The organism is Streptomyces rugosispiralis (genome assembly GCF_024505145.1).
GTDB lineage: Bacteria > Actinomycetota > Actinomycetes > Streptomycetales > Streptomycetaceae > Streptomyces > Streptomyces rugosispiralis.
Window position 1 is genome coordinate 112,115 of sequence record NZ_JANIAA010000012.1, and the last position, 21,400, is coordinate 133,514.

The following is a 21,400-nucleotide window of genomic DNA, read 5'->3' on the forward strand; positions in this document are numbered from 1 at the left end:
ACCGGCATCCGGCCGGTTCACCTGCTCGCCGCCGCGGCCGGGAAGAGCCGCTCCAGCACCACGGCGATGCCGTCGTCCGTGTTGGACGCGGTGATCTCGTCGGCGACGGCCTTGAGGTCCTGGTGCGCGTTGGCCATCGCGACCGCGTGCTTCGCCCAGCCGAACATCGCGATGTCATTGGGCATGTCGCCGAAGGCGATCGCGTCGTCCGCGGTCATCCCCAGCCGGCGCGCGGCCATCGAAAGGCCCGTGGCCTTCGTCAGCCCCAGCGGCAGCAGCTCCACCAGCCCGGTGCCGGCCATCGTCACCCCGACCAGGCCCCCGGCGGCCGTCCGGGCGGCGTCCGCGAGCGCGTCGTCGCCCAGCTCGGCGTGCTGGATGTAGAGCTTGCTGATGGGCTGCGACCACAGCTCGGCCGGCTCCGTGAACGGCACCAGGGACATCCCGTCGTGGTCCATCCGGTACCCCTCGCCGAACAGCACCTCGCCGTCCAGCCCGTCGCGGGCCGCGGCCAGGAACAGCGGGCCGATCTCCGCCTCGATCTTCTCCAGCGCCAGCAGCGCCACCTGGCGGTCCAGCGTGACGGAGGTCAGCAGCCGGTGCTCGCCCGCGTGGTAGAGCTGGGCGCCCTGGCCGCACACCGCGAGCCCCTCGTAGCCGAGGTCGTCGAGTATGTGCCGGGCCACCGGGACGGTCCGCCCGGTGACCACGATGTGCGCGGCGCCCGCCGCGGTGGCCGCGGTGAGCGCGTCACGGGTCCGCGCCGAGACGGTGTGGTCGGGGCGCAGCAGCGTCCCGTCGAGATCGGTCGCGACCAGGCGGTAGGGAAGGACGTCGGCGCCGCTCACCGCGCGACCGGTTCCAGGACCTCGCGCCCGCCGAGGAACGGCCGCAGCGCCTCGGGCACCCGCACCGAGCCGTCGGCCCGCTGGTGGTTCTCGAGGATCGCGACGATGGTCCGGGTGATCGCGCACAGCGTGCCGTTGAGCGTGGCCAGCGGACGGACCCGCTTGCCCTCGCGCATCCGGATCGACAGCCGGCGCGACTGGAACTCGGTGGTGTTGGAGGTCGAGGTCAGCTCGCGGTACTTGCCCTGCGTCGGGATCCACGCCTCGCAGTCGAACTTCCGCGTCGCCGACGAGCCCAGGTCACCCGAGGCCAGGTCGACCACCCGGAACGGCAGCTCCAGCGAGGTCAGCCACTGCTTCTCCCACTCCAGCAGCCGCTGGTGCTCGGCCTCGGCCTCCTCCGGCGTCGTGTAGACGAACATCTCGACCTTGTCGAACTGGTGCACCCGGAAGATCCCCCGGGTGTCCTTGCCGTACGACCCGGCCTCACGGCGGAAGCAGGAGGAGAACCCGGCGTAGCGCCGCGGCAGCCGGTCCGCCTCCAGGATCTCGTCCATGTGGTACGCGGCCAGCGGCACCTCGGAGGTGCCCACCAGGAAGAGGTCGTCCTTGTCGAGGTGGTAGACGTCCTCGGCGGCCTGGCCGAGGAAGCCGGTGCCCTCCATGGCCTTCGGCTTGACCAGTGCCGGGGTGAGCATCGGGGTGAAGCCCGCCGCGGTGGCCTGTGCCATCGCCGCGTTCACCAGTGCGAACTCCAGCAGGGCGCCGATGCCGGTCAGGTAGTAGAAGCGGGAGCCGGAGACCTTGGCGCCGCGTTCGGTGTCGATCGCGCCGAGCAGCTCGCCGAGCTCCAGGTGGTCCTTGGGCGCGAAGCCCTCGGCCTCGAAGTCGCGCGGGGTGCCGACGGTCTCCAGGACGGCGAAGTCGTCCTCGCCGCCGACCGGGACCTCGGGGTGGACCAGATTGCCCAGCTGGAGCAGGAGCCGCTGGGTCTCCTCGGCGGCCGTGTCCTGCTCGGCGTCGGCGGCCTTGACGGCGGCGGAGAGCTCGCCCGCCTTCTTCAGCAGTTCGGCCTTCTCGTCACCGGAGGCCTTGGGGATGAGCTTGCCGAGCGCCTTCTGCTCGGCACGCAGCTCGTCGAAGTGGACACTGGAGGACCTGCGCCGCTCGTCGGCGGTCAGGAGCGCGTCGACGATGCCGACGTCCTCTCCACGAGCGCGCTGGGAGGCGCGCACACGATCGGGGTCCTCACGGAGCAGGCGAAGGTCAATCACGCCCCCAGGTTACCGGTGTGACCTCGGGTGCTCGACGCGATATTCCTTTGCGTCCCATTTTGCCCCCTTTTGGGGCTGTGGGTAAACCGGGGAATTCCTGTGACGGCCGCCGTCAAGGAATGCTTCCGCAATCCCCGAAAAGGGGCAAAGAGGCGGCGTCGGGTCGACCTTCTTCCCTTGTGCACAGGGTGAGTTGGGGCTTGGTTGTCCACAGGCCTGGGGGGAATCCCCGAAGTTATCCACAGGCTGTGTGTGAGTTCTGTGGATGCCGCAGTGATCGTTAAGGCCGCCCAGATGCTCGGCGATGGATTCCCCTATCAAACCGCGTTCACACACTCCACAAGAGAGGAATCCCTCACTCCAAAGAGTTGGTCGAGTGAATTGAGGTGACAGGTGTGTGATGTCAGGTGATGGTGATAAATGCGGAGAGTGTCGCGATGTGTCCGCTGTGCCGGATTGAGGATGTCGACTTATCCCCAGCATGACCCATCAGCCTGTGGATAACTTTTCCGCAGCGATTCTGTTGACGGGCTCAGGCCCGGCCGTCCTGGCAGCGGGCCAGCCACTCCGCCGCCTCCGTGAACGCCTCGTCCGACGTCCCGTGCCGCAGCGGTGCCAAGTCGTCGGCCGTCACACCCGCCCGGGGGTAGGAGCCCAGGAACCGCACCTTCGGGCAGATCCGCTTCAGCCCCATCAGGGCCGAGCCCACCCGCCGGTCGGTGATGTGCCCCTCACAGTCCACCGAGAAGCAGTAGCGGCCGATGCCCTCGCCGGTCGGGCGTGACTCGATCCGCATCATGTTGACCCCGCGCGCGGAGAACTCCTGCAGCAGCTCCAGCAGCGCGCCCGGGTGGTCGTCACCGAGCCAGATCACCACGGAGGTCTTGTCCGCGCCGGTCCGGGCGGCGGGCCGGGCCGGGCGGCCGGCCAGCACAAAGCGGGTCATCGCGTTCTGCGCGTCGTGGATGTCGGTGACCAGCGGCTCGAGACCGTACGTGGACGCCGCGAACTCGCCCGCGAACGCCGCGTCGTACCGCCCCTCCTGCACCAGCCGCGCACCGTCCGCGTTCGAGGCGGCCGACTCCCACACGGCGTCCGGGAGGTTCGCCGCCAGCCAGTTGCGCACCTGGGGCTGGGCCACCGGGTGCCCGGTCACCGTCTTGATGTCCGCGAGCGCGGTGCCCGGCCGCACCAGCAGCGCGAAGCTGATCGACAGCAGCACCTCGCGGTAGATCATCAGCGGTTCGCCGGTGGCGAGTTCGTCGAGGGTCGCGGTGACCCCGCCCTCGACCGAGTTCTCGATGGGCACCAGGGCGGCCGCGGCGGCTCCGGAGCGCACCGCGTCGAGCGCCACCGGCACGGAAACCATCGGCACCAGCTCCCGGGTGGCGGCCTCCGGCATGGACCGCAGCGCGGCCTCGGTGAAGGTTCCCTCGGGGCCGAGGTAGGCATAGCGGCTGGCCGACATCACGGTCGCTCCCTGTGATCAGACGAGACCGCCACGATACCCGCGTCGGCCCGGACCGCCGACTCGAATGGTGGACACCCGTATGGACACCCCTCGGACGCGATGCCTCGGGGCGGCTCGTCCCCTTTCCTATCCCTCCAAGAGTGCCTGACCCACGTACTCCCCCGGGGCGCAGCCCGGCGGCACCGCGAACAGCGCGCTGGCCTCGTGCCGCAGGAACCGCGACAGATCGTCGCCCAGGTCGAGCTTCCGCTGCACCGGCACGAACCCCTTCATCGGATCCGCCTGCCAGGCGATGAAGAGCAGCCCGGCGTCCGGCGCCCCGTCGTCGCGGAAGCCGTCGTGGTACGAGAAGGGCCTGCGCAGCATCGCGGCGCCCTGGTTGGACGCGGGCGCCGCGACCCGGACGTGGGCGGCGCCCGCGATGGCCAGCGCACCGTTCTTGTCGACCTTGTCGAGCTGAACCGGGGTGGTCTCGGTGCCGCCGGACAGCGGGGCGCCGTCCGACTTGCGGCGGCCGACCACCTTCTCCTGCCGCTCCAGGGAGAGGTGGTCCCAGGAGTCCAGCAGCATCCGGATGCGCCGGACGACCGCGTAGGAACCGCCCGCCATCCACGCGGGTTCGCCCCTCTCCGGTACGAAGATCCGCCGCTCGAAGTCGTCGTCGGCCGGCTTGGGGTTGTTGGTGCCGTCGATCTGGCCCATGAGGTTGCGGGTGGTCATGGGGCGGCCGGTGGCGCCGGGGGACCGGTTGAAGCCGTTCATCTGCCAGCGCAGCCGGGCCGTGTCCGCGGCCTCGCGCTGCAGGGCGCGCAGCGCGTGGAAGGCGACCAGCGCGTCATCGGCGGCGATCTGGATCCACAGATCGCCGTTGCTGCGCTTGGGGTCGAGCGCGTCCGAGACGAAGTCGGGGAGCGGGGCGAGTGCCTCCGGCCGCTGGTCCTCGACCCCCGCCTTGCCGAAGAAGGTCCGGCCGAAGCCGAAGGTGACCGTAAGGGACGAGGGACCGGCGTCGAGCGCGATCCCGGTGTCGTCCGGTGGGGCCTCGCCCGCCATCAGCTCCTTGGCCGTCCGCGACCAGCGGCGCAGCAGTGCGGCGGCCGCCTTACGGTTCGCACCGGGCGCCAGGTCGAAGGCGAGGAGGTGGCCGTGGGCCTGGAGGGGGGTGGTGATGCCCGGCTGGCGCCTGCCGTGGAAGGGCACGGCGGTCGCGCCCAGCGAGCTGAGGGGCGCGGGTGCGTCCCGCGTCGCCTCGGACGCGTAGGCTCCGGCGGCTCCGCCGGCGACCAGTCCGGCAGCTCCGGCGGCGCCCGCCGAGCCCAGCAGACGCCGCCGGGAGATGCCGGACGAGGGTGCTTGCTCTGTGGTCATTGAGCGACTTTCACGTTCCTGGTCTCCGTCACCTGGTCGATGTCGGAGGTTCGTACGGTCAGGGAGAGCTGCCAGGTGCCGGCCATGGGGAGCTGGACGGTCTTGGCGCTCCAGTGTCCGGTCGAGAGGCGCTCCAGCGGGATGCGCAGCGGCCCGATCCCCTTGTCCTTGAGCGTCAGCGACAGCTTGACCTCGGGCACGTCCACGGGGCGGTCGGCCAGGTCGGTGGTGAACACGTGCAGCGCGTTGTCACCCGGCAGTGCGGGTTCGATCATCACCACGGCCTTGCCGCGGCCGCTCTTGGGGCCCGTGTCGTAGGGGATCAGCACGCTCACCGGGTCGACGTTCAGCTGCCCGCCGGGGGTTGCGGCCGGGGCGCTCGCCTGCTCGGTTTCGGCCCGGCCGGGCTGGGTGCCGCTGAGCACGGTGGCCACCGCGAGCAGCACGACGGCCACGATGGTCTCGGCGAGCACCGACCGGCGCAGCCCGCTGCGCTCGCGGTCGGCGTCGCGCTCCCGCAGCGTGGCGGTCTTGTCCTCGGCGGCCCGCTGACGGGCGAGCTGGGCGGCGCGCACGGGATCGTCGTCGGCGGCGCCGGTACCGGAGCCGTCACCGGGCCCGTCGCCGGACTCGGGTTCGGCGTCGGCGGGGGTGTCGACCGCCGCGTCGGCCGTACCGGTACGGACCGGTCGCGCGGCCTTGACCGCGGCCTTGGTCCCGGCCTTGGCCGCCTTGGTCCCGGCCTCGGTCTCGGTCTCGTCGGCCGTGGCCTCGACATCGGCCTCGGCACCACTTTCCGCCTTGGTCTCCGCGCCCGCCTCGGGGTCCGCGTCCGCCTTGGTCTCCGCGTCCGCCTTGGTCGCCGCGCTCGCCTTGGTCGCCGCGCCCGTCTCCGCCCCGGCCGCTTCCGTGGCGTCCGTAAGGCGCCCGGTCCACCGGCGCGAGATGGCGGCGATGCCCACCAGCACCGCCATCAGACCCACCTTGACCAGCAGCCATCGCCCGTACTCGGTGTCGGTCAGCGCGCCCCAGGAGCCCACCTGCCGCCACGACTGGTACAGCCCGGTGACCACCAGGGCGACCACCGAGCCGAAGGCCAGCCGGGAGAAGCGGCGCACGGCCGCCCGCTCGATCGGCTCGCCCGCCCGGAGCGTCACCGCGAGCGAGGCCAGACCGCCCAGCCAGACCCCGACCGCGATCAGATGGATCACGTCCACCGGCATGGCCAGCTGACGCTGCAGGCCCACCGAGGCGTGCTCGGCCATCGCCCAGGTCGCGGCGAGGCCCACCGCCATCACCGTGCCGCCGAAGCCGAGTCCGAAGGCGAGGTCCTGGCGGCGCCGCGCGTCCGCCTCCCCCTCGCCGGTGCGCCGGGTGTACGAGCCGAAGAGGACGGCCAGGAAGACCGCCGCCGCGCCGAGCAGCAGCAGCCGGGACAGCAGCGCCGCGCCCGGCTTGGTGGACAGCACATCGCCCAGCCTGCCGAGGTCGAGGATGCCGCCGATCCCCTCGCCGTCGGTGTACGGCCCGCGCAGCAGCAACAGCAGCAGGCTGGCCGTGAAGACCGTCACCCAGCCGCCCACGGCGATCTTCCGCACCGGACGCGAGGACCGGCAGAGCCCGGCGAACACACAGCCGCCCACGAGCGCCGCGAAACCGCCGTAGGCGGCGTACCGGCCGATCCCGTAGAGCGTGCTGACGGTGGTGTCGGACGCGTCGCCCGTGGACACCTTCGCCTTGGTCTTGGACGGGGCGCCGATGGAGAAGGTGAACGCTCCGCTCACCGGGTGGCTGTCCTCCGAGACCGCCTTCCACGCCACCGTGTAGGTGCCGTCCGGCAGCCCGGAGTGCAGCCCGGCGCCGGCCGTCGACGACTTGCCGCCGACATGGGCGGTCTTCCCGGTGTCCACGCGCTTGCCCTTGGGGTCGAGCACGCGTACCGAGTCGCCGGAGAGCAGCACGCCCTCCGAGAAGTTCAGCGTGACCTCCCTGGGGGCGGTCTTCACCACCGAGCCGTCGGCGGGGTCGGTCGAGGTGAGCGCGGCATGCGCGGACGCGGAGCTAGCGCCCACGCTCAGCGCGCACAGCAGCGCGGCGAGCAGGGCGCCGCAGATCGCCATCAGCCGCCGGGCGGTCGCGGTGATCCGGGCGGGAGTCGCGGTGGGCCCGGCGGGGGCCAGGGAGGTCAGCGAGGGCATCGGGCGTCAGTCCTTGGGGCGGTACGTCGTCGGCTCGACCGGGACTTTGATCTCGATGGGGTCGGAGGTGGCGAAGTGAAGGGTGAAGCTGACCTTCTCACCGACCTTCGGCCGGTGGGTGAGATTTGTCAGCATCAGATGATCTCCACCGCTGGTCAGCTGGACCCGGCCGTCGGCCGGCACGTCGAGCGAGCTCACCTGCTTCATCCGGGTGCCCTCGGTGGTGTGCAGGGTGACCTCGGAGGCGAGCGGGGTGGTGACGGACGTCAGCTTGTCGGCGCCGCCGCCGGCGTTCCGTACGGTCAGGTAGCCCGCGGCCATGTCGTCCAGGGGCGGCTGCGAAACGTAGGCGCCGCTCACGGACAGCTTCGGGGCGGCCTTGTGGTCCCCGCCGTCCCCGCCTCCGTCGTCGCTCCCGCAGGCGGCGAGCGCGGCGGACAGGCCGAAGGTGAGGACGACGGCGGCCGCCTTACGGATGCCGGGACCGGTCGCCCTCACGGGTTCCGCCCCTCGATGATCTTCGGCAGATCCTTGGCGTAACGATCCGCCGAGGCCTCCGTCGTGTAGATCCAGTGGCCCTTGTCGTCCTTGGGCGAGAAGCCGATCACCTCGGCGCCGTGGCTGACGGTGATGCTGCCGTCCTTCTCCTTCTTCGGCTTCTCGATGTAGATGCCCAGCGGCCGCGCGGCGGCCTCGATGGTGTTGAAGTCGCCGGTCAGGCCGACGAAGTCGGTGCCGCCCTGGGCGTCCAGCCAGGAGCGCATCCGCTTGGGGGTGTCCCGGGCGGGGTCGGTGCTGACGAAGACGACCCGCAGCTTCTCCCGCTCGGCCTTGGGGAGCTTCTTCACGGCGATGCCGACATTGCTCATGGTCAGCGGGCAGACGTCCGGGCAGTGGGTGTAGCCGAAGAAGAGCAGGGTGGGCCGGCCCTTGGTCTCCTTCAGCAGGTCGTACTTCTTGCCGTCGGTGTCGGTGAGGACGATGTCGGGCTTGGCCTTCGCCTGGTCGAGGACGATGGCCTGCCCCGACTTCTGGCCGCCCTTGACCTCGGCGGCGGCGTTGTCGCCCTTGCCCCCGTCGGCCGAGCCGCCGCAGGCGCTGAGGGTGAGCGCGGCGGCGGCGGCGAGCGCGGTGGCCAGGATTTTGGTGCGCATGGAGCTGTTCTCCAAAGAGAGGGGTGGATCGGTGGCGTGCGGGGCGGCGGGCACGAGGACCCGCCGCCCCGCCGGGATCACGCGGTCGGTTCAGGACCCGTGGTCACCCGCGGTTACGCGCATGCGGTCGAGCGGTCGGCGGTCAGGCGGAGCGGCGGCGGCTGACGACCACGCCGAAGACGACACCGGCGGCACCGATGACGATGCCCGCGATGCCCAGCACCCGGGCGGTGGTGTCGCTGCCGTCCTTGTCGTCCGAGGTGTCCTTGGCGGCGGAATTCTCCGCTCCGGCCTTCTCGGAGCCCTTGTCCTGGCCGGACGCCGCGGCGGCGCCGTCCGAGCTCTCGGCCGGGGCGACCAGCTTGAGCACCGGAGCCGGGTTCTCGGGCTCGGCGGCACCCTCCTTGGGCTCCTCGATCCAGCGCACGACCTCCTTGTTGTCGTACGTCTGGAGGGCCTTGAAGGCGAGCTGGTCGGCGTCGTCGGGCAGCTGGCCGACCGACAGCGGGAACTGCTGGAACATCCCCGGCTCGATCTTGCCGCCGGTCCAGGTGACCTTGGTGACCGCCTCGTTGATCTTCTCGCCGTGTATCTCCATGGGCTTGGCGAGCTTGGACTTGGTGACCTTGACGTCCCAGCCGGGCACCGGCTGGGGCATCACCGAGGCGAGCGGGTGGTCCGCGGGGAGGGTCACCTCGAGCTTGACGGTGGAGGAGTCGTCGCGCTCGTTGGGCACCTTGAAGTTGATGGTGCTGTAGCCGCCCTTCTCGGCCTCACCGGGCTGCACGCTCACGTGCGCGAAGGCCGGGCCCGCTGCGAGCAGCACCAGGCCGCCCGCGGTGAGGCATCCGAGGACCGGCAGACGGCGGAGACGCATGGCGTTCATGTCAACACTCCAGGAACAGGAATGATCAGATGGGTGGGCGCGCGTGCGGCGACGTCGCGGCCGCCCTCCGGTCCCGCTGGAGGAGCGTCGCGTCGGTCAGGCCGCGAGGTCCCAGACCGGCGGTCCGCGCCTGATCACGCTGTGCTGGAGGACGAGGGCCGTCGTCCCGCCCTCGTCCCGCTCGGCCGCGCGCGGACGGCACGGCCCGCCGTAAGGGGCCCGCGAAGGAGCCAGGAGCACCCGTACGAGTCTCAGGGCGGCGCGCAGCGCCCGTACGAGCGCGATCTCCGCCACCCCTCGGGCCCAGCCCGCCGACAGCCGCACCGCCCGCCATACGGCCTTCTCGCCCCGGCGCAGCAGCCAGCCGATGGCCAGCGCGGCGAGCAGATGGCCCAGGGTCATGGGCAGCGACGGCAGCAGGCTCTCCATCCCGGCCGCCTGTCCCGTGGGGGCGGTGGGCGCCGGCATGGTGTGCGGACCGCCGTGCGCGGCGGCCGGGTCGATGCCCGAGTGGGCGACGATCCGGTGGGCCGTCGCCGCGTCGAGCCGTCCGGGGCCCGACGCGCACAGCAGCCTGGCGGCCAGGCCGATCACATGGCCCTGGGCGGTGTCGGCCCGATGGGCGGCCTCCTCGGCCGCGGCGGCCCGGTCCTGCCCGAGCGCGAAGAGCGCGTGCAGCGCCAGCTGCCCGACGGCCAGCACGGCCGCGATCCCGGGCAGCGACCGCTCCCGCCCGGCCAGGGTCAACGCCACCGTGAACATCGCCGCGCAGCCCACGCCCAGCGTCCACAGCGGCACGGTGGCGCAGGAGCCCAGCACATGCCCGGCCGCGGACAGCACGACGCAGACCGCGGTGAACACCGCGGCCCGCAGCATTCGCAGATCGGCGCCGGCACGGGCGACAGGGGAAGCCATGGCCGCGCCATCATCCCACTGGGTGGACGCGTTCCCTACGGCGGGTGGGGCGTACCGGCGCACACCGGGACAGGCCCATACACCGGTTCGCGCATCGAGCGCGTCCGCTGAATGAGCGGCGTCACGTCGATAACACGCTTACGGACCATGGACCCAGGCAATACGTAACGGTATGTCGAGCCGCGGCCGGGAGGCTGGAGCATGAGCATCTGGTGGTCACTCCATTTGCCCCGCGAGGCGGCGAGCGTTCCGCTCGCACGACGACTGCTCCTCGGCACCATGGAGACAGCCGGAGTGGATCCGGAGATCTCCTACGATCTGTCGGTCGCCCTCTCCGAGGCGTGTGCGAACGCGGTGGAGCACGGGGGTCGCGACGGCACGGGCGGGGATTATCGAGTCACGGCCTATATCGACGGCGACACCTGCCGTATCGAGGTCACCGACTCCGGTCCCGGCTTCGCCGGACGCGGCACCGTCCGCCGCGAGGCCCGCACCCGGAACGAGCGGCGTCCGGCGGGCGCGCCGAGACCACAGCAGCCGCGCAGTCCGGCCCCGCCACAGGCGGAGCACGGACGGGGGCTCTTTCTCATCGAGGCCCTCACCGACCATGTCCGCTACCGCGACCGTCCGGGCCGCGGCGGGGTGGTGGTGAGCTTCGACAAGATTCTCAAGTGGCGTGAAGGAGCGCTGCTCAGAGCGTCATGACCGCCGCGACGTCAGACGGCCGTCTGCACGTCAGGTAGTTGTCTGTTCGGGGGGCAGGGCGCGGCACAGCGCGTCCAGCGCCCCCGCGAAGGAGTGCTCGGACGGGGTCGCGTAGCCCACCACGAGCCCGTCGCGATGGGGTGTGGCGGCGTCCGGGTGGCGGTAGCCGCCGAGCCCGTCGAGCGCCAGCCCCTGCCAGGCGGCGGCGCGGAGGGCGGACCGCTCGGTGCCGGGCGGCAGCTCGAGCACCGCGTGCAGTCCGGCCGCGATCCCCGATACGCGGATATGGGGCGCGCGTTCGGCGAGGGCGGCGACGAGCTGATCCCGCCGACGGCGGTACTGCTGGCGCATGCGCCGCACATGGCGGTCGTAGCCGCCCGATTCGATGAAGTCCGCGAGGGTCAGCTGGTCGAGGACGCCGGTCCAGCCCTCGCGCTCCCCCTTGGTGGCCAGCAGGCCGTCGACCAGGTGGTCCGGCAGCACCATCCAGCCCAGCCGCAGGGCCGGGGAGAGGCTCTTGCTGACCGAGCCGACGTAGACCACCCGGTCGGGGTCGAGGCCCTGCACGGCGCCCACCGGACGGCGGTCGTAGCGGAACTCCCCGTCGTAGTCGTCCTCCAGCACCAGACCGCCGCTCTCCCGCGCCCAGGCGACGGCCGCGGCCCGCCGCTCGGGGTGCAGCGGACCGCCGGTGGGGAACTGGTGGGCGGGGGTGAGCAGGGCAGCCCGTACGCCGTCGAGGTCGGCCAGTCCGTCCGTAAGGGCGCCATCGGCGTCCAGGGGGAGCGGGACCGTACGGATCCCGGCCGATCTCAGCAGCGAGCGGTGGAAGGCCAGGCCGTAGGACTCGACGGCCATCCGGGGCCGCAGCAGCCGGGTGTCGCTCAGCAGCCGCACCGCGTGCGCGAAGCCCGCGCACACGACGATCCGCTCGGGGTCGGTGCGTACGCCCCGGACGCGGGCGAGGTAGTCGGCCAGGGCGCGGCGCAGCTCCGGGCGGCCGCGCGGATCACCGGGGCCGAACGCCTCGTGGGGCGCGGCGGTCAGGGCGCGGCGGGCCGAGGCGAGCCAGGCGGTGCGGGGGAAGGAGGCGGCGTCCGGCTGGCCCTGGAGCAGGTTGTGCGCCGGGTGCGAGGCGGGCCTGGGCCCGCGGCGGCCGCCGGTCGCCCCGGACGGCCGCCCGCCGCGCTCCCGGCCGGGCGTGCGCCGCCGGGACGGGGGCGATGCGGGGCGGGGCGCCACCCGGGTCCCGGAGCCCTGGCGGGCGGTGAGCCAGCCCTCGGCGACCAGTTCGGCGTAGGCGTCGGCGACCGTGTTCCGGGCGATGCCCAGGTCGGCGGCGAGGGAACGGTAAGGCGGCAGCCGGGTCTCCGGGGCGAGCCGCCCGTCGCGGATGGCCTCCCGCAGCGCGGCCATCAGGGCGGCCCTGCGGCTGCCCGCGCGGGTCAGCTCCAGATGGAGGTCACTGCCGAGGACCTCCGCCGAATTGACCCATGAATCCGCCATGGGAATGCACCCTACAGAGGGTCGCTTAGCGGCCTAATTTCATTCTCATGACGACTTCGACACCGGCACGGACGGCGACGGCACAGACCGCGACGACAGGGACGGCGACAACCGCGACGACAGGGACGACGACAACCGCGACGACAGGGACGACGGCACAGAGCGCGACGACGACGGAGACGGTGACACAGACCGCGACGACGACACAGAGCGCGACGGCGGCGCGGCGGACGACCGGGCGGGTCAACTTCGCCAAGGCCGCCCCCAAGGCGTTCAAGGCGCTGATCAGCCTGGACGCGGCCGCCCGCGAGGGCCTGGACCCGGCCCTGGTGGAGCTGGTGCAGATCCGCTCCTCCCAGCTCAACCACTGCGCGTACTGCCTCCATATGCACACCACCGACGCCCATGAGGCGGGCGAGAGCAAGGAGCGCATCGCCCTGGTGGGGGTCTGGGAGGAGGCCGGTGAGGCCGGGTTCTACACCGAGAAGGAGCAGGCCGCCCTGGCGCTCACCGAGGCGGTCACGCTGCTGCCCGGCGGCGTCCCGGACGAGGTCTACGAGCGGGCCGCCCGGCACTTCGAGGAGCGGGAGCTGGCCCAGCTCATCGCCCTCATCTTCACGATCAACTCCTGGAACCGGATCGCGGTGACCACCCGCAAGGTGCCGGGGCAGAACTGAGAACGCACCGTGGGGAGCGGCGCCGCCGCTCCCCACGGGGGACCCACGCGATCGGGCGATGAGCCGCCGCTTCGGGGCCGCCTCAGCCGGTCAGGCGGGCCATCCACGCCTCGACGTCATCGGCGGTCCGCGGCAGCGCGGCCGACAGCACGCGGTTGCCGTCCTCCGTGACCAGGATGTCGTCCTCGATCCGGACGCCGATGCCCCGGTACTCCTCCGGCACGGTCAGGTCGTCGGGCTGGAAGTACAGCCCCGGCTCGACCGTCAGGCACATACCGGGCTCCAGGGTGCCGTCCACATAGGTCTCGGTGCGGGCCACGGCGCAGTCGTGGACGTCCATGCCGAGCATGTGGCCGGTGCCGTGCAGCGTCCAGCGACGCTGCAGCCCCAGCTCGAGCACCCGCTCCACCGGACCCTCGACCAGGCCCCATTCGACGAGCCTGGTGGCGAGGACGTGCTGGGCGGCGTCATGGAAGTCGCGGTACTTCGCACCCGGCCGGACCGCGGCGATGCCCGCCTCCTGGGCCTCGTAGACCGCCTCGTAGACCTTGCGCTGCAGCGGGCTGTAGGTGCCGTTCACCGGCAGGGTGCGGGTCACATCGGCGGTGTAGAGGGTGGTGGTCTCCACGCCCGCGTCCAGCAGGAGCAGATCGCCGGAGCGGACCGGGCCGTCGTTGCGCACCCAGTGCAGGGTGGTGGCGTGCGGGCCCGCGGCGGCGATGGTGCCGTAGCCGACGTCGTTGCCCTCGACCCGGGCCCGAAGGAAGAACGTTCCTTCGATATAGCGCTCCGATGTCGCCCGCGCCTTGTCCAGAACCTTGACGACGTCCTCGAAGCCGCGGGCCGTCGAGTCGACCGCCGCCTGCAGCTGCCCGATCTCGAACTCGTCCTTGACCAGGCGCTGCTCGCTGAGGAAGACCCGCAGCTCCTCGTCGCGCTCAGCGGTGACCTTGTCGGTCAGCGCGGCCTCCAGACCGGCGTCGTGACCGCGCACGATACGGACCGGGCCGCCGGCGTCCCGGAGCTCGTCGGCCAGCTTGCGGACGTCCCTGGCGGGCAGGCCCAGCCGCTTCTCGGCCTCCGTAAGGCTGAGCCGGCGGCCGACCCACAGCTCGCCCTGGCCGTCCAGCCAGAACTCGCCGTTCTCCCGGTCGGAGCGCGGCAGCAGATACAGCGTCGCGGTGTGGCCGCCGCCCGCCTCGGGCTCCAGCACCAGGACACCGTCCTCGGTCTGGTCGCCGGTGAGGTACGCGTACTCGGTCGAGGCGCGGAAGCTGTAGTCCGTGTCGTTGGAGCGCGTGCGGAGATTGCCCGCGGGGACGACCAGGCGATCGCCGGGGAAGCGCGCGGAGAGCGCGGCGCGGCGGCGGGCGGTGTACGGAGCCTGTGCGAGGGGCTCCAGGTCGTGCTGCTCGGTGTCCGCCCAGCCGGACTTCATGCTCTCGGCGAGCTCGTCGGAAACGCCTGGGTACAGGCCGTTCTTCCGCTGCTTGATGGGCTCCTCGCCTTCCGGGGTCTCCGGGGCTTCGGAAGTGGGCTCCTCGGTCACGTCTTCCTCCTCGAACTGGACCCCTCCCATCGTATGTGCGGGGCCTGACGGCCGGGGAGGGCCGTAGGTGCCGGGCGACCACGGCTCCAGCGTGGGCCGTGGTTCCGCTCGAGTCCCGGCCGTAAGGGGGCCGCCCCGGCTAAGGGGGCCGCTCCGGCCGTAAGGGGGCCGCTCCGGCCGTAAGAGGGCTGCCCAGGCCGTTAAGGAGGCCGTCCCCGCCGTAAGAGGGCCGTCCCCACCGTAAGGAGGCCACGCGTCACTCGACGTGGGCCACGCGCCGGCCGACGGAGGCCACGCGTCAGCCAACCTGGGCCCCGCGTCAGTCGAAGTGCGCCACGAGCAGGACGAGGTCCTCGGTGCCGTCCTCCGAGGGCCGCCCCACGGAGGACGCCGGACCGTCGGGAAGGACCGTACGGAGCACATGGTCGGCGAGGGCGTCCGGGTCGCCGCGGACGCCCTTGGGAGCGCTCGCCGCGGCCGTGTGCAACCGGGTGAAGGCCCGGTCCATCGGCTCACCGGTGCGGTGGAGCAGTCCGTCGCTGTAGAAGAGGAGGGTCTCTCCGGAGGACGGCGCGACCTCCACGCTGGGCGCCTCCCAGCACGAGAGCATCCCCAGCGGCGCGGACAGGGTGGTCTCCACGAACTCGGTGCGCCGCTCCCCGGTGAGCAGCGGCGGGCAGTGCCCGGCCCCGGCCAGCACCACCTTGCGCGTCCCGGGCTCGCAGTAGGCGAAGAGGGCGGTCGCGGAGCGGGCGGGCTCGGTGAGCCGCAGCAGCAGCTCCAGGTCGGACAGCACGGCGACCGGGTCCTCGCCCTCCATCACCGCGTACGCCCGCAGCGAGGCCCGCAGCCGCCCCATCGCGACCACGGCGCTCGGCCCGGAGCCGGAGACCCCGCCCACCGAGAGCCCGAGCGCCCCGTCCGGCAGCGGCAGCGCGTCGTACCAGTCCCCGCCGCCGCGCGGACCGGGGTGGTGGCGGACGGCCAGGCGCACCCCGGGAACGCGGGGCAGCCGGGTGGGCAGCAGCTCCTCCTGGACGGTCGCGACGGCGGCACGGGCGCGGGAGAGCTCGATCAGCCGGGCGATGTGGGCGGCGGCGTACTGGCAGTACAGGCCCACGAGATGGCGCCGGCGCTCGGCGGGCTCGGCGGGTTCGTCGTAGAGCCAGGCGGCTCCGCCGAGCCGCCCGGAGGGGCCGCCGGCGCCCATGGCGGCCGTAAGGCCGGACGCAGGCGCGGCGGCCGCTTCACCCACGTGGCCGGTGCCGGGCGCGCGGGGGGCGTCGGTGACGCCCGTCGTTCCGGGGCCGCCGGGGGCCGGGTGGTCGTGGTCGTGGTCGTCCGAGCCCGCCGGGGAGCCGGTGCCGGTGCCGCCCCCGTCGGCGCCGGGGGCGGGCGCGGGGATGGCGGAAAGGCCGGGCGTGGCGCAGGGGGTGGCGCGGAACGGGTCCAGCGGCACGGCGTAGCTCGCGGCGAAGCCGAGCCGCGCGGCCACCTCGCGGTGGCGCGGGTCGAGGTCGGCCTCACCGGCGATATCGGGGTGGGTCACATCGGCGCGCCGCTCGCCGTCCGGCTCGGGCAGCCCGTCCAGGAGATGGCCGGCGGAGGCGGAGCCGCGCGGGATGGTCTCGATCTGGCCGAGGTCGGCGTGGCCGAGACCGAGCCCCACGGTGACCACCGGTCCGAGCCCGTCGGCCGGTTCGAGCGCCACCAGTCCGCGCCGGGCACCGACCAGGGACGCGCCCGCGCGCAGCAGTTCGCGCAGCGCCTCGTCGAGGGCGTCGGTCCGGACCAGCCGTTCGGTGAGCTCATGAAGGGTGGTGAGGTCCGAGACCCAGCCCGCGAGCCGGTCCTGAACACCGGAGCTGGGCGCGGTCAGGGGTGGTGTGACGGGGTCGGCAGTTTGCGTGGGCGAGGGGAGGGAAGGATCGATTCCAGCCACTTTCGGCGCGTGGGGCGCGTTCATGGCCCGCTGCCTTCACCCGCCGGGTCCGGCTCGCTCAATAGCATCGCAAACCCCCTGTCGTGCTGCGCCGCTACTGTGCCGCTACTGTCTCCAGATGTACACGGAGCGCAGATGCGATGTCCAGCATTGTCCCGGTGGTCTTGTTGGTGTCTGGGGGGAATTGAACTTGGCCGAAAAAAAGTCGTTAGGCTATCCCTTCGAGGTCGACTGACGTCGTTCGACAGCGCGTCGTCTCCACCGCGGCGGGTACACATCGGAGAGGGGCAGGGGCAGTTCGGATCGCCCCGGAACCCCGCGGCCGGTCCAGGCGTCATAGACCACAACGGCCGCGCCCATCCCCGAGTGGCGAGGAAGGCACCAACCGGACGGCGAGCGCCATGCGCACGCCACCCCTCGCCACGTTCCACGCTCGGCCTGCGGCGTGATGCGCTGCCTTGTACGCGCAGTGACTTGTGATCCACCTGCTGTGACGGGCCGAACGATGCCGGACAGCGCCACGTAGTGCTAAGTGAAGTGCCATCTGAAGTGCGATGTAGTGCGACGGACAGCCCTCGGCGTTAACGGAAAGGAACGAGCGCTCATGCGCGAGATCCTCGGAAGGCGACGCAAGTTCTCGCTGCGGCGCGGCGCGCGGTCGCCGCTGCTGCGTGCGGCGCTCACCTGCGCCACCGAGTGGCAGTGGCCCGTGGTCCCCGGCGTCGGGCTCCGGTCCGGCGGCGGCCGGTCGCGGGTATGCGGCTGCCCCGACCCGGAATGTGCGGTTCCGGGTGGACATCCGTTCGACCCTGTTCTCCTCGCCGCCACCACGGACGAGCGCATGGTGCGCTGGTGGTGGGGCAACCGGCCCTCCGCGCCCCTCCTGCTGGCCACCGGCGGCCACGCGCCCTGCGCGGTGAGCCTGCCCGCGGTCGCCGGGGCGCGGGCGCTGGCGTTCTTCGACCGGGCGGGTGTGCGGCTCGGCCCGGTGGTCGCCACGCCCACTCGCTGGTCGCTGCTGGTGGAGCCGTACTCCCTCGAAGACCTCGGCGAGCTGCTGAGTCAGCAGGACTGGGTGCCCAGCTCGCTGCGGTTCCACGGCGAGGGCGGCTATGTGGTGCTGCCGCCGTCGCAGACCGGCTCCGGGCGGGTGCGCTGGGAGCGGCCGCCGCTGCGCCGCTCCGGGCGGCCCTGGCTGCCCCAGGTGGCCACGGTGGTGAACGCGTTGGTCGAGGCCAGCACCAGCGCGCCCGACGGAGGCAGCCGGCTCGCCTACTGAGGCGGGCCCCGGGTGCGGGGGTTCGGGGGCCGCTGAGCGCGGCGGACCGCTGAGCGTGACGCTCGCGGGTGTGTGAGTGCGGGCTCGGAGGCCGGGGAGGCGATTTCCTGGGCTCCGGGCCCGTTTCTGGCTCTGAGCCCGTTCCGGCGGCTCCGGGCCCGGCGTTTCCGTGGGCGCAGGGCGCAGGGCGCAGGGCGCAGGGCGCAGGGCGCAGGGCGCAGGGCGCAGGCACAGGGGTCTGAGGGGCTTCCCGTGCGAGCGAGCCGGTGCCGCGCGCTGTGGGCCCTGGAGCAATTCTCTTACGGGGCCCTGGGGGCGACTCCCGCACCGGGCTTACCCGGCCCTGGGGACAACTCCCTCACCGCGCTCACCGGGCCCGGGAGAGAACTCCCTCACCACGTTTGCCGGGCCCTGGGGGCGACTCCCGCACCGGGCCCGGGAGAAACTCCTTTGCCGCCGCGGGCAGTTGGTCCATACCTACCCCACCGCCTCGCCCCGCCGTCCGGACGCGGACATGGAAGCGCCCGGTCGCTGGCGACGGGGGATGCACCAGCGACCGGGCTTTTAGAACCGTAACAAGAGATCGGCCGATAGCAAATTCGATCGCGGATTTCCGGACGTCGATTTGCAGGGCGTAACAGTGAGTTGTGAGCGGCGTCACGTGCCTCCGCGGCGCCCTCCGGCCGTCCGGGGGACGTCAGCTCAGCGTCACCTGACGGTTGGTGAGACCGCCCCGGGCGCGCCGCTGCTCGGGCGTCAGCGGGGCGTCGGCGGCGAGCGCCTCAGCGAGGCGTTCGGCGAGGTCCACGGCCGGCTTCTCGATGTCCTCGGCGCTCATCCCGCGTGGCAGATCCCACACCGGCACCGTGAGCCCATGGGCCCGGAAGGAGCCCACCAGCCGGGTGTTCTCGCCGAGCGAGGAGGCCCCCGCGGCGTGCAGCCGGGCGAGCGCGTCCAGCAGCTTCTCCTCGGGGTGGGACATCACCCAGCGCAGGTGGTTCTTCTCCGGCGTCTGGCACCAGTAGGCCGCCTCCACGCCGGTGAGCCGGGCGGTGGGGATCGCGGCCGCGTTGGCCCGTTCCAGGGACGCGGCGACCTCTCCGGTCGCGTTCGCGGCGTCCTCGAGCCAGAACTCGAACCCCTCGTGCAGGGTCGGCGAGAAAGTGCCCTTCGGGTCGAGCAGATCCTGCAGCCGCGGACCGTCGCCCGGAGCCCGCTCGGCGGCCACCGGGGTGCCCGGCTCGGCGGTCAGCGCGCGGCGCAGGGTGTCGGCCAGGTCGCGGCTGATGTCGCCGGAGGGCGTGTCGTTCTGGAGGCCGAGCAGCACGGTGCCGTTGTCGCGGCGCAGCGCGGGCCACGCCATGGGCAGCACGGTCGCCAGGGTGACCGACGGAACCCCCTCGGGCAGCCCCTCGGCGAGGGTCAGCTCGACGGTGGCGGCGGGCACCAGCTCGCGCAGGGCCACCCAGTCGCATTCGCCGGGGAGCCCCTCGAAGGGGCGCTGCACCAGCTCGGTGACGGCGTGTGCGGCTTCCCTGCCGTGACAGGCTTTGTAGCGACGGCCCGAACCGCACGGGCAGGGCTCCCGCGCGCCCACCACGGGGATCTCGCCGTTGGCGACCCGTGGGCCTGTGGCCTTCGTCTGGGGGCGGCGCTTCTTGGCCATGGTGAGGCTGTCTCCCGATCGTGCGGCTCAGGGCTTGCTCGTACGCCCGTGACGGTCTGCGTACGGCCGCGGCGATGCTCTCCTTACGGCGCGTACGACTGGTACGGGCGCGAGCCTAGCCCTTTGGCCGAACCGCGTCGGCTCCCTGAGCCGCGTCGGCTACGCGAGCTCGTCCAGATCGGCGAAGTCCAGCTCGCGATCGAAATCGGGGTCGATGTTCGCCTCGATATTCGAGCCGAGGCCCGGACGCAGTCCGGAAGCCAGTTCCGCACCCAGGCGGGGGTTCAGCTCCGGGGAGAGATCCGAGGGAATCGTGACGCGGTGGGCGAATTCGTCGTCGGACGGGAGAAGGGCCCATACGGTGACTTCGCCGATGCCGTCCCGCACGCCCCATTCCTCGGCCAGCGACGTGATGATGTTCAGCCCGCGGCCGCCGCGTGCGGTCACCGACGGATTGGCCGGAAGTGGCCTTGTGGGTCCGCCACCATCCGTCACTTCGACCGTCAGCCGGTCGTCCTCGTCGACGGTCCATGCAGCCCGGACCGTGCCGCCACCATGGTCGGAACGCCAGGGGCGGCCATGCCGCCATGCGTTGCTGAGCAGTTCTGAAAGGATCAATACAGCGTCGTCTATGACCGAATCCGATACCCCAGTCCTGCCCAAATCGATGCGCATCCGCTGTCTTGCCGCGCGGACGCCCGCAGGACCATGGGGTACGGCCATGGTCGACGACGTCGGCACCTGCCGTGCCACCACCAACGCCACCCCCGAGACCTCCTTAGCCCCACGCCACGGGATGAATGCCCCGCGGTGCTGGAGCGGAAACCGGCCAAGTGGCATCGCGTGACGCACTCGTCACGATCGAATACGTACCGAACGCGCCGGTGCACGCCTTGTAATGCCCATTATGAGCGTCCGAGTTGGGACAGTACCTGTTTGGGGCGATTGGTGATCAGCGCGTCAACGCCCAGGCGGACGCACAATTCGACGTCCTCCGGTTCATCGACGGTCCAGACGTGCACTCGGTGCCCCTCGCGCTGCAGCCGTGCCACATAGCCCGGGTGGTTCCGTACGATCCGGATGCTCGGCCCCGCGATCCGCACCCCGACCGGCAGCTGCCCGTCCCGGTGGCGCGGCAGTATGAACTGCATCAGGTAGACGGTGGGGATGGCGGGGGCTCCGGCGTGGATCCGGTGCAGGGAGCGCGCTGAGAAGCTCATCACACGGATGGGTGAACGTTCGCCGGGCGGCGGCACGTCCAGGCCGAAGCGGCGCAGCAGCGCGAGCAGCCGGTCCTCCACCTGGCCCGCCCACCGGGTGGGGTGCTTGGTTTCGATCGCCAGTTCGATCCGGCGTCCGGCGTCCGCGACGAGGCCCAGGAGCCGTTCCAGGGTGAGGACGGAGACGCTGTCCCGGCTGTCGCGGTCCGGCTCCTCCCGGTCGGTGGCCCGGCCCTTCCAGGAGCCGAAGTCCAGGGCCGCCAGATCGGACAGCTCCAGCGCCGAGACCGCGCCCCGGCCGTTGGAGGTGCGGTCGATGCGGCGGTCGTGCACACAGACGAGATGCCCGTCGGCGGTCAGCCGGACATCGCACTCCAGGGCGTCGGCACCGTCCTCGATTGCCTTACGGTAGGCGGCCAGGGTGTGCTCCGGGGCGTCCTCGGAGGCCCCGCGGTGGGCGACGACGGAGACGGTGTGAGGCCAGGGGCGGCTGTCCCGGGCAGGGCGCGCATAGGTCACCGCGTTATGGTGCCACCGCCCGGTGTGGGCCGGTGGACTCGGCCCCTCCGTTCGTTCGCACGGAATGGCGGTAGGGCGAATTGTCCGGGATAAAGGGTGGTAGTCCGCGGGGCTGTCGCTCCTTACGGCGGTCTGACGCGCTGTGGGAAAAGCTGACGACGGTAAGACGTATCGGTAAGACGTACACGTGGGCCGTCGAGGAAATCTGTCGTGCACCTGAGGA

The 21,400-nt window shown here is 72.1% G+C and carries 18 protein-coding genes; 3 read left to right on the top strand and 15 right to left on the bottom strand.

Features of this window, described 5'->3' with window-relative positions; all coding sequences use genetic code 11:
• Positions 1-17: 17 nt before the first annotated feature.
• From NP777_RS20410 to NP777_RS20450, 9 genes are all read right to left on the bottom strand, one after another.
• Entirely contained in the window at positions 18-848 is an 831-nt protein-coding gene (locus NP777_RS20410) for an HAD family hydrolase (protein ID WP_256651605.1), read from the bottom strand.
• Positions 845-2,122: a serine--tRNA ligase gene (serS, locus tag NP777_RS20415; RefSeq protein WP_256651606.1), complete on the bottom strand. Its 1,278-nt coding sequence runs from the start codon at positions 2,120-2,122 to the stop codon at positions 845-847. Before serS ends, NP777_RS20410 begins: the two co-directional genes overlap by 4 nt.
• Positions 2,123-2,654: 532 nt before the next feature.
• On the bottom strand, positions 2,655-3,590 hold the full coding sequence (pheA, locus tag NP777_RS20420) for a prephenate dehydratase (protein ID WP_256651607.1): 936 nt from the start codon (positions 3,588-3,590) through the stop codon (positions 2,655-2,657).
• Positions 3,591-3,719: 129 nt separating this feature from the next.
• Complete coding sequence (efeB, locus tag NP777_RS20425; RefSeq protein ID WP_256651608.1) at positions 3,720-4,961, bottom strand: iron uptake transporter deferrochelatase/peroxidase subunit; 1,242 nt, start codon at positions 4,959-4,961, stop codon at positions 3,720-3,722.
• The gene (locus tag NP777_RS20430; protein WP_256651609.1) at positions 4,958-7,159 is read right to left on the bottom strand and encodes a copper resistance CopC/CopD family protein; all 2,202 of its coding nucleotides are present in this window, start codon (positions 7,157-7,159) and stop codon (positions 4,958-4,960) included. Before NP777_RS20430 ends, efeB begins: the two co-directional genes overlap by 4 nt.
• Positions 7,160-7,165: 6 nt before the next feature.
• Positions 7,166-7,657: a copper chaperone PCu(A)C gene (locus NP777_RS20435; RefSeq protein ID WP_256651610.1), complete on the bottom strand. Its 492-nt coding sequence runs from the start codon at positions 7,655-7,657 to the stop codon at positions 7,166-7,168.
• Entirely contained in the window at positions 7,654-8,313 is a 660-nt protein-coding gene (locus NP777_RS20440) for an SCO family protein (protein WP_256651611.1), read from the bottom strand. The genes NP777_RS20435 and NP777_RS20440 overlap by 4 nt, the downstream gene beginning before the upstream one ends.
• Before the next feature lie 142 nt (positions 8,314-8,455).
• Positions 8,456-9,199 carry a YcnI family copper-binding membrane protein gene (locus NP777_RS20445; RefSeq protein WP_391858545.1) on the bottom strand — a complete coding sequence of 248 codons (744 nt, stop codon included), beginning with the start codon at positions 9,197-9,199 and terminating at the stop codon, positions 8,456-8,458.
• Positions 9,200-9,295: 96 nt separating this feature from the next.
• A complete protein-coding gene (locus NP777_RS20450) occupies positions 9,296-10,114 on the bottom strand; it encodes a hypothetical protein (RefSeq protein WP_256651612.1) in 819 nt (272 codons plus the stop codon).
• A gap of 201 nt (positions 10,115-10,315) precedes the next feature.
• Here NP777_RS20450 and NP777_RS20455 point away from each other — a divergent pair, with 201 nt between their 5' ends.
• The gene (locus NP777_RS20455) at positions 10,316-10,819 is read left to right on the top strand and encodes an ATP-binding protein (RefSeq protein WP_121824507.1); all 504 of its coding nucleotides are present in this window, start codon (positions 10,316-10,318) and stop codon (positions 10,817-10,819) included.
• 30 nt (positions 10,820-10,849) lie between these two features.
• Here the strand turns inward: NP777_RS20455 and pdxR are convergent, their stop codons facing one another.
• The gene (gene pdxR, locus NP777_RS20460) at positions 10,850-12,325 is read right to left on the bottom strand and encodes a MocR-like pyridoxine biosynthesis transcription factor PdxR (protein ID WP_256651613.1); all 1,476 of its coding nucleotides are present in this window, start codon (positions 12,323-12,325) and stop codon (positions 10,850-10,852) included.
• A gap of 182 nt (positions 12,326-12,507) precedes the next feature.
• Between pdxR and NP777_RS20465 the strand changes: the two genes are divergently transcribed.
• Positions 12,508-13,002 carry a carboxymuconolactone decarboxylase family protein gene (locus NP777_RS20465; protein ID WP_256651614.1) on the top strand — a complete coding sequence of 165 codons (495 nt, stop codon included), beginning with the start codon at positions 12,508-12,510 and terminating at the stop codon, positions 13,000-13,002.
• An 82-nt stretch (positions 13,003-13,084) separates the two neighbouring features.
• Here NP777_RS20465 and NP777_RS20470 read toward each other — a convergent pair whose 3' ends face one another.
• Positions 13,085-14,581, bottom strand: a complete 1,497-nt coding sequence (locus NP777_RS20470) for an aminopeptidase P family protein (RefSeq protein ID WP_256651615.1) — start codon at positions 14,579-14,581, stop codon at positions 13,085-13,087.
• A gap of 289 nt (positions 14,582-14,870) precedes the next feature.
• Positions 14,871-16,517 (bottom strand): PP2C family protein-serine/threonine phosphatase, encoded by a 1,647-nt coding sequence (locus tag NP777_RS20475; protein ID WP_256651616.1) that lies wholly within the window; start codon positions 16,515-16,517, stop codon positions 14,871-14,873.
• 580 nt (positions 16,518-17,097) lie between these two features.
• On the opposite strand from NP777_RS20475, the gene NP777_RS20480 reads away from it, so the two are divergent.
• The gene (locus NP777_RS20480; RefSeq protein WP_256651617.1) at positions 17,098-17,772 is read left to right on the top strand and encodes a bifunctional DNA primase/polymerase; all 675 of its coding nucleotides are present in this window, start codon (positions 17,098-17,100) and stop codon (positions 17,770-17,772) included.
• Between the two features lie 697 nt (positions 17,773-18,469).
• Here NP777_RS20480 and NP777_RS20485 read toward each other — a convergent pair.
• The 3 genes from NP777_RS20485 to NP777_RS20495 all read right to left on the bottom strand — a co-directional run bounded on the left by NP777_RS20485 (position 18,470) and on the right by NP777_RS20495 (position 21,177).
• Positions 18,470-19,438 (bottom strand): DUF5926 family protein, encoded by a 969-nt coding sequence (locus NP777_RS20485; RefSeq protein ID WP_256651618.1) that lies wholly within the window; start codon positions 19,436-19,438, stop codon positions 18,470-18,472.
• A 159-nt stretch (positions 19,439-19,597) separates the two neighbouring features.
• Positions 19,598-20,290, bottom strand: coding sequence for an ATP-binding protein (locus NP777_RS20490; RefSeq protein WP_391858546.1), 693 nt, complete (start codon positions 20,288-20,290; stop codon positions 19,598-19,600).
• A gap of 53 nt (positions 20,291-20,343) precedes the next feature.
• Positions 20,344-21,177, bottom strand: coding sequence for a glycerophosphodiester phosphodiesterase (locus NP777_RS20495; protein ID WP_256651619.1), 834 nt, complete (start codon positions 21,175-21,177; stop codon positions 20,344-20,346).
• Positions 21,178-21,400 lie beyond the last annotated feature (223 nt).